Annotated in this window: 8 protein-coding genes; 5 read left to right on the top strand and 3 right to left on the bottom strand. The window is 41.4% G+C overall.

All coding sequences use genetic code 11. The features are described 5' to 3' along the window. Window positions 1-96 precede the first annotated feature (96 nt). The 5 genes from R2Q94_RS14500 to R2Q94_RS14480 all read left to right on the top strand — a co-directional run bounded on the left by R2Q94_RS14500 (window position 97) and on the right by R2Q94_RS14480 (window position 7,758). Window positions 97-612, top strand: coding sequence for a hypothetical protein (locus R2Q94_RS14500; protein ID WP_316822183.1), 516 nt, complete (start codon window positions 97-99; stop codon window positions 610-612). Between the two features lie 39 nt (window positions 613-651). Next, complete coding sequence (locus R2Q94_RS14495) at window positions 652-2,262, top strand: tetratricopeptide repeat protein (RefSeq protein ID WP_316822182.1); 1,611 nt, start codon at window positions 652-654, stop codon at window positions 2,260-2,262. A 325-nt stretch (window positions 2,263-2,587) separates the two neighbouring features. Continuing rightward, the gene (locus R2Q94_RS14490) at window positions 2,588-5,362 is read left to right on the top strand and encodes a TonB-dependent receptor (RefSeq protein WP_316822181.1); all 2,775 of its coding nucleotides are present in this window, start codon (window positions 2,588-2,590) and stop codon (window positions 5,360-5,362) included. Window positions 5,363-5,408: 46 nt separating this feature from the next. Beyond that, entirely contained in the window at window positions 5,409-6,662 is a 1,254-nt protein-coding gene (locus R2Q94_RS14485; protein WP_316822180.1) for a right-handed parallel beta-helix repeat-containing protein, read from the top strand. Between the two features lie 34 nt (window positions 6,663-6,696). After that, on the top strand, window positions 6,697-7,758 hold the full coding sequence (locus R2Q94_RS14480; protein WP_316822179.1) for a phytase: 1,062 nt from the start codon (window positions 6,697-6,699) through the stop codon (window positions 7,756-7,758). A gap of 88 nt (window positions 7,759-7,846) precedes the next feature. Here the strand turns inward: R2Q94_RS14480 and R2Q94_RS14475 are convergent, their stop codons facing one another. From R2Q94_RS14475 to R2Q94_RS14465, 3 genes are read right to left on the bottom strand one after another with little or no spacing between them, the layout of a single operon-like run. Further along, the gene (locus R2Q94_RS14475) at window positions 7,847-9,676 is read right to left on the bottom strand and encodes a hypothetical protein (RefSeq protein WP_316822178.1); all 1,830 of its coding nucleotides are present in this window, start codon (window positions 9,674-9,676) and stop codon (window positions 7,847-7,849) included. A gap of 32 nt (window positions 9,677-9,708) precedes the next feature. Then, window positions 9,709-11,502, bottom strand: coding sequence for a hypothetical protein (locus tag R2Q94_RS14470; protein WP_316822177.1), 1,794 nt, complete (start codon window positions 11,500-11,502; stop codon window positions 9,709-9,711). 51 nt (window positions 11,503-11,553) lie between these two features. Then, window positions 11,554-12,384, bottom strand: a complete 831-nt coding sequence (locus tag R2Q94_RS14465; protein ID WP_316822176.1) for a hypothetical protein — start codon at window positions 12,382-12,384, stop codon at window positions 11,554-11,556.

The following is a 12,384-nucleotide window of genomic DNA, read 5'->3' as shown; positions in this document are numbered from 1 at the left end:
AAGGCCCTGGATGTGGAAACATCCAGGGCCTTTCATTTTTAGTCCAGTTTTTTTATTATTTTTATAAAGCGCAGAACACCTAAAAGCATCCGCAACATGAGGAGAAAAAAAGCCGAGAAACTTAAAGAAGAACAGTTTTGGAATGATTTCTTTTTCTTTAATGTGCCCGCACATCTGAATGAGGTACCATTACACCTACAAAGGGTGAATTTCAGGTATTATCATGCGGATGATGAAGGGATTGAGAGAATGATCAGCGCCGTTTTGAGCATTTATCAATTGGATTTAGATGGAACGGACATTACCAACGAGGGGATCAGACTGCTCAGTAAGCTGGATTACCTGACTGAGCTACGCCTCAAAGAATGTCTAGGGATAGATGATGGCTGTGTCCCCGATTTGTATCAGATTAAAGGGCTTGAGTTGCTTCATCTGGGAGGAACTTCCATTAGCCCTAATGCATTGGTAGCAGCAGGGGTATTTAAAGATCTAAAACAATTGTTTATCAGCTATTATGCTGAGGACCAAAAAATATTGGAAGATCTGGCGATTTTATTGCCGGAAAAGTGTAAGCTGATCGTAAACCATAAACTCTATGAACTTGATGGCTGATTTAACAATGACTTAACATCTCCCCGGTAATTTTAAGCTGTGAAATCACCAGCTAAATTACCCAACCGAAAGCTCATCGCCATATCCATAGGTCTTGCCTTATTTTATACCCTTCCAGGCTCTGCTGATGAAGTCCAGAAACCCAGTTCCCATCCAATTGACACCCTGATCCGGAAAGCTCCGGATGCCGCATTTCTGAAAATCAAAAAGACCTTAAAAACCGCCGTCGAAAAGGAGGATTTTCTAACTGCAGGCTTGTGTTATCAACAGATCGGAGCCTTGTTTTATTTCCAGGCCGCCTATACCCAGGCCATCAGTTATTACTATAAAGCAGACCAGCTATTCCGCCAGGAAAATGCTTTAGCACTTCTCGCAGGAAACCTGAATAAAATCGGGGAAACATATTATTATGCCCGGCAATACCGCATTGCTTTAGAAAAATATCAGGAGGCCTTAAAATTGTATCAGCAATTGGGGGATCAGAAAGGGATTGCTGATTCTTATGGACTGATTGGCCAGACTTATGAGAAAACGCTTGACTATGCCAGGGCGATGAAGTATCAACAACTGGCTTTAGCGGGATACCATAAACAGAAAAACCAGAGCGGGATCGCGAAGATCTTTGAAAACATTGGAAGCATTTATGAAGACAAGCTCGAATTAGATTCAGGCTTAAAATATTATACCCTGGCACTGGAAGGAAATGCAAGGGAAAAAAAACCACATGCAGAGATCGAAATCATCAATAATATCGGTGATGTTTACCGCAAGACCGGGCGATATTCTGAAGCATTAAACTACACGAGACAAGCGGAAAACATGGCAAAAGACATGAATGATCAATATCAGTTGAGCAGTGCCTACCGTGATCTTTCTAAAACTTTTGACTTGATGAAACGCTATGACAGTGCTTATCATTATAGCGAATTGGGCCGCGAAATCTTTCTTAAAATCTTTGCAGAGGACAACAACAAACAACTCGCTTTACTTCAGACCTTATTTGAAATCCAGCAAAAAGATGACGCGATTGCTCAGTTTGAACAAGAAAAATCGGCAGATAGGATGCTGCTTGTTGCCACGATCCTCATCATCCTATTGCTCCTGTGTCTGGCGGCGAGTATCATCAGCAGACAACGCCTGAAGATCCGAAATGAGCAACAACTCAATGAACAAAATCAACGCTTATTTGAAACACAGAACGAGGCGATCAAGGATGCTTTAGAACTAAAAAGCAAGGAACTCACCAGCACCACACTCCATGCCATCCAAAGTAATCAGTTTTTAGAAGAACTCCGCAGTACCATCGAAGCCCTGGTGAAAGATGACAAAAGAGATCAGAAAAAAGCTTTACAACAACTGATTCAGAAGGTCAACCAGAACATCAACCAGGACCAGCACTGGAAAGATTTCAGCCGGATGTTTGAACAGATTCACCAAACATTTTTCGACCATTTGAAAGCACATTGTGATGAGCTTACCGCCAACGACATTCGTCTGGTGGCCCTGATCAAAATGAACCTGAGCTCAAAAGACATGGCCATACTTTTTGGCATTTCCCAGGACAGTTTGCGTGTAGCGAGGTACCGCTTAAGGAAAAAACTGAACCTTCCACAAGGAGAAAATCTGGGCAATTTTATTCAGACTTTATAATGGATTTCATCGAAAAGCCAGTGATTAACAATTTGTTAACATTACGCTAATCAAATGGTAATGGCGATTCTGGTTACACAAAAACAACTAATTACCAGTGAGTTACCAAATCTATGTTCACGCTGTACGCGTTTTGTATCCCTACCTTGTAACGCTGTATACATTTTGTTTACGGTCATAATTTCCTGCCTTCCTATCCAGCATTCAATTTTGTGGAACATTAAAAAAATGAATAGAGATAAAAATCCCAGGGCGAAGAAATGACCTGGTTAAAACGAACAGTTCAGCAATCAAAACAAAGCACCTCAACAAAATTAATCAGAAAATGAAGACAATATTACCCGTTCTTTTTTCCCTACTATTTAGCATTACTGTTGCACATGCGACCAGTTTGAAGGGTTATGTTTACGACCAGAAAACAGGGGAAGCAATGGTAGGTGCATCCGTGCAGCTGGAAAAGACAAATCAGGCGGTTCTAACCGGCCTGGATGGATCATTCGAAATTAAACACCCTGCAGCTGGTACTTATACCTTAAAGGTATCTTACCTGATGTACAAAAGCTTCTTTAAACAGGTATTGATTCTTAAAGAAGATAATCCTGTATTGAAAATCTACTTATCGGAAACCCATGCCGGCGAGTTAAATGAAGTAATGGTTTCTGCAAAAGGAGATGGATCTTCAGAAAAAATGGCCAGAAGAATCGAGCAAAAAGCCCTGCAGCTAGTCAATGTCGTTTCTGGAAGAGCCATGGAGATCTCCCCGGACCTCAGTGTAGCCAATGTGATTCAGCGTGTATCTGGTGTATCCGTTGAAAGGAGTAATAGTGGAGATGGGCAATATGCAATTCTCCGTGGTATGGATAAACGATACAATTACACCCTGGTGAATGGCATCAAAATCCCTAGTCCGGATAATAAATACCGTTATGTACCACTGGATATCTTCCCGGCTGAACTGCTGGATAGACTGGAAGTTTTTAAAACACTGACACCAAATATGGAGGGGGATGCCATTGGTGGGGCGATCAACATGGTAATGAAAGATGCACCTAACAAATTAAAGATCAACGCCAATCTGGCAACAGGTTATAGCCAGCTCTTTATAGACCGTGAATTTACCTCTTTTGACCATAGCGATATCAATCGCAAATCTCCATATGAACAATATGGAAAAAATTATAAAGCAAATCCACTGGATTTCCCAACCAGTATGCTGGATTACCAAACAAAACACCCTGCCCCAAATGTGGTAGGCGGTTTATCCATAGGACAACGTTTTCTCGACAATAAACTAGGCGTTTTACTCGCTGGAAGTTACCAAAACACCTACAGAGGGAGCAACAGTACCTTTTACAATTCCAGTGTAGTGGCTGCCGCAAATAAAGTAGGTACGATTATGGGCAGGGAGGAAAGGCAGTATTCAGAACAGCAAAAACGTTATGGTGCACATGCAAAACTGGATTATACTTTCAATAAAAACCATAAACTGAGTTTATACAACGCTTATGTTGACCTGAACAGCTATCAGATACGGGATGCTAAATTCACTGATTTCAGCAGCGAGTATGATCCTGAAAAGGGAAATGCGAAGCTCAATTATGCTACCCGCTCCCGTTTTACTGAACAGCAGATTTACAATACCACACTACAAGGTGATCACCAGTTGATCCCGGAAAAATTAAAAGTTCGCTGGTCGGCAGTTTATTCCGCAGCAAAAAATGAAGTTCCAGACCAAACCAACATCAATGTTTTAGGCCTTCGTGAAAATTTTGTAGATCGCCGCACTTTTGTTCCCGCAATCGGTGATGCACTTACCCGCCGTTGGGAACGCAGTACAGAAGAAGATAAAGCAGGTTACCTCGACATTGACTATACACAAGCCATTGGCGGGATAAATGTACTGTTTACTGCCGGAGGAATGTACCGGGATAAACAACGCAGTAGTTTCTTCAACCAGTATACCTTAACAGCCTCCAATCCCAACGCCCTGTTTGGACGGGATTTTAACAACTACACAGAAGTAGCCTGGACGGTTAAAAATCCGACAGGAGCCGTAGACAATGCACTGACTTACGATGCTGCAGAAAAATTAGGGGCAGCCTATGGAATGTTCAACTTTAGGCTAAAAGATTTACAGGTAATTGGCGGTTTGCGCATGGAACATACCGATCAAAGTTATATGATGCTGTTCCCTGGTGCACAGCCACGCCCAAATGGCAAACAAGTCTACACAGACCTGTTGCCAAGCATGAATTTAAAATATCAATTGAGTAACCATCAGGCCTTACGCGCCTCTTATTTCCGATCTTTAAACCGACCAGGTTTCTATGAACTGGTACCGGGAATCGGGGTGGTTCAGGATGATTATAAGGAAAGGGGAAATCCGGATCTGAAACGTGCGATCGCTGACAATCTGGACCTTCGCTATGAATTGTTCCCAAACAGCAGCGACCAGTTATTGGTAGGTGTGTTCTATAAAAACATCAAAAATCCAATAGAATATAGTTTCCAGCCAGATCCCATCCGTCCGCAGGATACTTATTACACGCCAGGGAATTTTGGTAATGCAAAGAACTACGGCTTGGAACTAGATTACATCAAGTTTATCCATAAGTTCGGTTTTAAAGCCAATTACACTTACACCCATTCCAGGATTACCACCCCGAAAACTTCAAGAATGCGCGATGAAAATGGCGATTTACAACCCATCTTAGTCGACCAAACCAGACCTTTATTTGGACAATCTGCACACATTGCCAACCTATCCCTTCTTTATAAAGACAGCAAAAGTGATTGGGATGGACAATTAGCGGCGTCTTATACCGGTCCAAGAATCAATACTGTTTCCCAGTTCCTGGACAACGATTTATGGCAACAAGGATTTATACAAATGGATGCTTCAGCGGAAAAGAAGTTTAAGAATAACCTGAGTGTTTTTGTGAAAGCAGGAAATCTCTTGAACACCCCTTTGAAATTATTCATTAAAGGCACAAATACGGAAGCCAATGGCAGCACCGGAACGGAATATGATGGAAAAACCCTGATCCGTAACGACCATTACAAACAAACTTATTTACTAGGTGTACGCTATAAGTTATAAACTCAATTCAACCAGACATTTGAACATTTCATAACAGACCGATAAAATGAAAGCAACAAAAATATTAATGGGCCTCACGGTATTATTACTTGGGCTTGGCAGCTGTAAAAAAGCCAATAGTGATGTAGATCCAGACACTGGAAATGGTTCTGCCATTGGGGAGGTTTCCGGCATTTGGAAAAAAGGAAGTACGCAAATCATTAAGGGGGATATTATCATTCCTGAGGGGCAATCACTGACCATCGAGGAAGGCGTAACCGTCATTATGGATACATTGGCCAAGCCTGAAATCATCGTCAAAGGAAACCTATATGCGGAAGGCACAGCAGAATTCCCTATTAAATTCAGCATTGCAGAAGAACTGAGAACGGAAAAAAATAAGTTTGGCAGATTATGGGGAGGTATTCTGGCTGCCCCTAGTTGTTCGGAGCTATTGTTGAACCACACCGTGATTGAATATGCAGGTTCCACAACTACTGCCGCCTCTACTTCTGTAAAAATGAGCCTTTACAAGGCAAAAAGCGGAGAGAATTTACCGGCCATCTGGTTCTCCAATGTCAATGGAAAACTGGTGGTGAGCAACAGTATTTTCAGAAATCTGCAGGAAGATTGTACCTATATTGAAGGTGGAAAAATCATTTTTTCTCACAATCAATTCTATACCACCGGACTGACTGGTGGTGAAGCCATCAACATAAAATCGGGCTGTCTGGCAGATCTAGCCTACAATCTGGTGTACAGTACCAATACCAATGCCCTGAAACTCTCGAACAGCGGTGACCGAAATCCACAGACATTTGTAGTGGCCTATAACAATACATTTATCAATACTGGCTGGCGCAGACCAACCGCAAAAGGCGGCTCGATTTGGGTAGAAGCTACGGTAAGGGTCAACTTATTTAACAACTTATTCGCCAATACCCGATTTGGAATTAAAAGAGATACTAAAAACCCCGAAGATGCCCGTTCGCTGGTTGGGAATAACCTGTACTATGGTCAGAGCCAATTGACAACAGATCAGTTCCAACCTTCAAAAGACATTATTGCGGGTACTGATGATATCATAGGAAAAACAGCAGGATTAAATGATCCAAAATTCTTAAATTATCCGGTAACCAACCCTGTAGACAACCCAGACTTCAATATGGCATGGAATTTTCACCTGGCAACTGGTTCTCCGGCGATTGGCAAAGGTAAAACCGAATTTTTCCGTCACCATGCTGCCGGACTAAACATCAATGGGAATTTATATGCTTCACCAATTCCTTCCAGCTTTATCGGTGCCTATGGCAACAATTAATTTTCAGACCTTTATTTATAAATATTCACAAAAAATGAACAAACCTAACTTTATCCTTTCTGTTTCTGCTTTATTACTCACACTACATGTTTCCTGTTCCACTGTACAAAAAGATCCCGCAGCGGTTAAACCATTATATACCTCTGAGCCCGTTCAGTTTGATTCAGATGACCCCGCGATTTGGATAAACCCTGCGGATTCCTCGCAATCCTTGGTCATTGGGACTGATAAAGACGAAAACGGGGGCCTTTATGTATTTGATTTACAAGGAAAAATCATCAAAGACAAGGTAGTAAAAGGCTTAAAAAGACCGAACAACGTGGATGTAGCCTATGGATTGAATCTTGGAGGAAAAAAGGTAGATATTGCGGTGACTACAGAAAGAATGACACATCAGCTGCGTGTATTCTCTTTACCAGATATGAAAGCAATTGACAATGGCGGTTTACCGATGTTTGAAGGAGAAAATCAGGAAATGTACCGCGACCTGATGGGGATTGCCATGTATACAGATCCCAAAGGACAAATTTACGCGGTTGTTGGCCGTAAAACTGGTCCGGCTGATGGTTATTTATGGCAATACTTACTGGAAGATGATGGCACAGGAAAATTAAAAGCCAGCTTAAAGAGAAAATTCGGGAAATATAGCGGTAAGAAAGAAATTGAGTCCATTGCGGTAGACAATGAGATGGGGTATATTTATTATTCTGATGAGCAGTTTGGCATCAGAAAATACTATGCAGATCCTGCAAAGGGGAATGAAGAACTGGCTTTATTCGGTAAAACCGGATTTAAAGAGGATAATGAAGGCATCAGTATTTACAAGACCACCGATTCTACTGGTTATATCCTGGTATCTGATCAGGCAGCAAATCATTTCCAGGTGTTTAACAGGGAGGGTAAATCAGGACCGCACAACCACGTATTACTGACCAGTATACCTGTATCCACCAACAATAGTGATGGTTCTGAGCTTTATTCAGCTCCATTAAACAAAGACTTTCAACATGGTCTGTTTGTAGCCATGAGTGACGACAAAACTTTTCAATATTATCGCTGGGAAGATCTTGCTCAAAAGATGTTAAAAGTCAACTAGTCAGGTTAAATCTATTGCTGGCGGCAGGCAATTCCCGGCCTGTCGCCGGCTTTTTCAATCCCATTTGGTGGAATTTCAGGCACAGGCCTTAGTGGTTTTTCTTGTTTTTTAGCCTTTCTCTTTTTAAGCGCTCTTTTAGCAATCGTCTCTTTTCCCTTCTGGCTTGTCTGGCTTCACGATCATGCTTGATCTGTTCAAACCTGGCGATCTGCGTTTTAATCTTCTGCTCTTTCTCTTCTGTAACGCCTACGCTGTACTTGATCCCCTGAAATAATGATTTCCAAATGAAATGAAAAAAGGAACCCTCCTTGGCACGTTTTTCCTGGATTTTTGCAGTTACCAGTTGTCCTTCCTTGCTCGGATTATTCGGATTCAGAATAATGGCATTGGCCAGGAAAGACATCCAGCCCTGCCTCACCAATCGATTCTCTCCTTTCTCCTTTTTCAATAAGTTCACCGAAAGGTCATTGTATTCAAACTTCATCAAGCCCTTTGCGACCTGATCGTTCGCATCAATATGGAATTCCATCCGCTTAACTTCCCCACTTTTGATGGCAATCATACCTAATGGCCGGGTAATCCGGTTTAAAGCACGTCCGTCCATATTTCCCAACATACCGGAATAGGAAAAAGCACCATCTTTAGCCTCCAGATTAAATTTAAATCCAACATCCAGCCTTCCCCTGCCCATCAGGTAAGTCGTCAGATCGGCTGTCATCCAAGGGTTCTTAGCCTTATCCTTTGGCATGTTGGTGACATTGTTAAAACTTCCTGCGGTATTCTCGAAAGTAATTGTTCCCTTTTGCTGACTGTCATTATCATATTCCGAATAGCTGATATCAACATTACTTAAGTTGAGTTTTTGAATATTTAACTTTCCATTAACCCTTTGTAGCAACTGATGTGGGAATCGACCGGTCCTTTCCCGAATCAATTCAGGGAGCGCTTTATTGTTAAACACTTTAATGGAACCGTTGGCGATGGTCATTTCCCGGGCAAACAATTCCTGCTTCAGGATGTATAAAGGGAGGTTAATCCCCTCGAGTTTTAAATCACTCATTTGAATCTGGTAGCGATCTTTTGCATAACCCAATGATTTCCCAAATTCCATTTCGGTATACCTTGGAACAACACCCAGACTCTGGATATTCAATTTACCAGTGGAAGAGGAAAAGTCGAGCTGATTCAAACGGATATGGTACAAGCTATCTGGCGTAGCATAAGTGTAATTATTCAATTTAATGATGACCTCCTTCAACAGGTATAATCTGGTCTTATCTACAGAAGAATGCGGATCTATCAGGTAATCTTTGAGTGTGATGTTCAGGTTTTTCACTGAGGCCTCTTGTGGTTTCTCAGCATTATTATTGATGTATTTAAAGCTGATATCATTAAAATTGATGGTATGGATGGCAAGCTCTTTCAGGTATGGGGAAATGTAATCAAAAGCTGAGGAATTGGGCATTGGCGGTTTATCCTCATTGAAATCAAATTGCTGGTTCAACATTACTACATCCGGGTGATCCAGGCGAAGCTCAGTAATGTCCAGCTTTCGCTCCCTAAGGAAAGTATACAGGTGGAAATTCCGGATTTCCAACTTATCCAGCTCCAGGTGATAGATGTTATTGGGTGCTTTCTTTAAGGCGATCAGTTTTTTAAAGATCCGCTGATCAGGAACTACTTTAACCCCTGTCAGGGAAGCATTTGCCGTCAATAAATTCATTCGGATTCCTGAAAACTCTATGTGGTACAAGCTATCTGTAGTCTTCAATACCAACTCTTTTATTTGCGCTTTAACTACTGGCTTAAACTTGTAAGCAAGATATCTGGATGCCAGACTCATGATCAACACCAGCAGCAACAAGCCAAGGCCTATCCGGAGTAATAATTTCTTATGCTTTCGTAAATTTTCAATCATAGGCGGGAACCTGATATCCTAATATACTTTTTTTATGTCTTGTTTTTCCTTCGTTCTGCTCTTTTCTGCTCCCGTTTCGCTCTTTTCTCTTTACGTTCTTCTTTCTTATCCTTAATGACTTCCATTGCTTTTTCCGGAGTTTTAACCGGAACAATCCCTAAACCGACAGTTTCTCTCATTCCGACAAACACCCCTTTCCAAAGTAAATTAAAGAAAGAAGCGGCAGGAGAGCGTTCAAAAGTTACAATTCCAGTTCTTGGCGCCTCCCCTTTTAAAGGATTCGCATCTACAATCAGGAGCTTATTGGCCAGAAAGGACAACAATCCTTTTTTCTTTGCCGGAGCACCATCCTCCCCTTCTTTGAGCAGTTTTACTTTCAAATCGCTATAGTAAAAATGAACCTTTCCTTTTGAGCCATGGGTATTCGCCTGGATATCAAAATCTACTTTTTGCATTTTCCCGGACTCAATTTCAATCAATCCCAATGGTTTGGAAATGACGTTTAGGTCGGTCAGGTCCATCGCTGCCACTCCTCCTGAATAATGAAAGGCACCATTAGGGTCAGTCAGATTGAAATCAATTTTGATGTCAATCCTGGACTTCTTCATCACAAGAGCGCTCAGGTTGGCGATCGCGTACTTGTTTTTTAGCACAGTTAATGAATCGTTGCTGACATGAAGCACCTGACCTTGCAGATTCTGAAAATAGATGGTTCCTTTTTGCTGGCTGATGGGATTGTATTCGGTATAGGCCAGGTCAATATTGTCAATTTTCAAGGTATCAACAATTACAGGAAGGTTCAATCTTCTTAAAGCCAAATGCGGGAAATTCTTTCCTTTATTAAGATTTGGAGGAGGAGGAAGTTCCCTGTTGAGGAAGATTCCCAGCTTTGCCGGGCCTATGCTGATCTTCTTTGCATGAAAGGTTCCCTCATCAAGGAAGCCTGGAAAATCGACGCCCCTCAGACTGATTTGATCAAAGTCCAGGTTGTATCGATCCTTTCCATAAGCATGCATCCTGCTAAATTTTAAATCAGGATATCTTGGAATCATTTTAAAACCTTTGAGCAGGACATTCCTGTTGACCAATGATCCGGTAATGGTATCCAGCTTTTTAAAGTACATTTTATCTTTGGCCTGGTAGCCATTGACCTCAAAAGAAATGTCCTTTGTATACAGGAAGCGGGTAGTATCAAATTGCGAAAGGGAATCTATGAGGAGGTCTTTTATGTTTAAGTTCAGCTTTTTAATCCGGTGTAAAGGTTGCTGACTGGCGGCATCGATATAATCAAAATCGGCATTTACAATACGGATGGCATCAATGTCAAGGGATCTTAAACTTTTAGATAATAGCTGATAAACGGTTTTGCTATTTGTTGAGTCCTTTATTTTCTTTTTCAGTTTGTAGTGGATCATATTGATGGAAGGCTGATCCAGAACGATGCTGTTGATATGGATGGTTTTCTTAAAATAAGCTTTGACTAATCCGAGATGATTCACCTGAAGCTTTTTAACTTTTAATTGAAACAAATGGATCGGTGCTTTTCCTTGTAATTTGAGCTGATTAAATACCGCTGTATCTGGAGACAGGCTCATTTCATCAATTGAGGCCGTACCACTGAACAACTGAAGATGAATGTCTTTAAAATTCAGGGTGTATAGTCCCCCGGATCCTTCCAGAATTCCTGCTTTTAGCTTTTCAGCAATCACAGGTTTCCATTTTGCATGGAGGTAAATTACGGTCCCGCCAAGCAGAAAAAGAAAAAAGATCAAACTACCAAGCAACCATTTCCACCATCTTTTGTTTCCTGACTTTTCCTGTTCCATATGCAGTATCTTTACAGAAGTACTGCAATATCGAGGCCATAATCCCTGGAATTAAAGTTCACTGGCTTTATATTTTCCATCCACCACATCAATTGCATAGAAATAGCCTTGTGCATTCCCGGTCACATTTCCGACGGCATTGACTGGAACTGCAGAAAACAATCCACTCCAATCTGTTTCCATAAACACGTCATATAGATATTTGGCATAACGTTCGGAAAGGGAGAGTTTCATAATGATGATTTCATCGTCCTTGCCCAGGTCATAAGTCCTTTTCAGGTTATTTAGTGGGTACAAAGAATTGGGTGAACCCAGGAAATGGGTATAGCTATAATACTTCGACTGGTCGAACTTTCCGGGGTTCCATATAGGAATATTCTTATAGGAAATCAACCATTTATTGGGATTGAGGTAGCCGAAAGTATGTTTTGGAATGGTCAGCCTATAAACACCATTTCCAAGAGACGTGGTAGAGAGCGGTAAAAAATCATCGACAATATTGACCACCTGCCTTAAGGTATCCACGGCAGTATAGGTTTGTCCATCGTAGACTACTTTAAGTGTATAGGCAGCATTAAAGTTGGGTCCATTCCTATTGCTTGTTGTATAGACACCAGGGGTAGCAGATTCTTTAAAAATCATGTCCGATTTACCATCATTAACGGTAACGACTGCCTTGGAAATAGGCTTAGGTTCTTCTTCTGCGCTTAAAGCTGGCTTAGATAAGCGGATATACTGGGTAGTGCTGCGCGTATTGAAACCTCCTTCCACAGAAAGGTCGTACTGGCGCTTAGGGTTTAGAAAGCGGTCATCCAACGTCTTTTTACAGCTGGAAAATAGAAGTAAAACCAATACAGCTATGATATAATGAGCTCTTTTCAT

It is taken from the genome of Pedobacter gandavensis (genome assembly GCF_032678465.1).
GTDB classification, from domain to species: domain Bacteria; phylum Bacteroidota; class Bacteroidia; order Sphingobacteriales; family Sphingobacteriaceae; genus Pedobacter; species Pedobacter gandavensis_B.
This window is presented reverse-complemented; position numbering and strand designations above follow the sequence as displayed.

Coding starts and splice junctions, on each gene's coding strand:
- R2Q94_RS14500 (WP_316822183.1), top strand. CDS start 97: ATGAGGAGAAAAAAAGCCGAGAAACTTAAAGAAGAACAGTTTTGGAAT.
- R2Q94_RS14465 (WP_316822176.1), bottom strand. CDS start 12,384: ATGAAAAGAGCTCATTATATCATAGCTGTATTGGTTTTACTTCTATTT.
- R2Q94_RS14475 (WP_316822178.1), bottom strand. CDS start 9,676: ATGATTGAAAATTTACGAAAGCATAAGAAATTATTACTCCGGATAGGC.
- R2Q94_RS14480 (WP_316822179.1), top strand. CDS start 6,697: ATGAACAAACCTAACTTTATCCTTTCTGTTTCTGCTTTATTACTCACA.
- R2Q94_RS14485 (WP_316822180.1), top strand. CDS start 5,409: ATGAAAGCAACAAAAATATTAATGGGCCTCACGGTATTATTACTTGGG.
- R2Q94_RS14470 (WP_316822177.1), bottom strand. CDS start 11,502: ATGGAACAGGAAAAGTCAGGAAACAAAAGATGGTGGAAATGGTTGCTT.
- R2Q94_RS14490 (WP_316822181.1), top strand. CDS start 2,588: ATGAAGACAATATTACCCGTTCTTTTTTCCCTACTATTTAGCATTACT.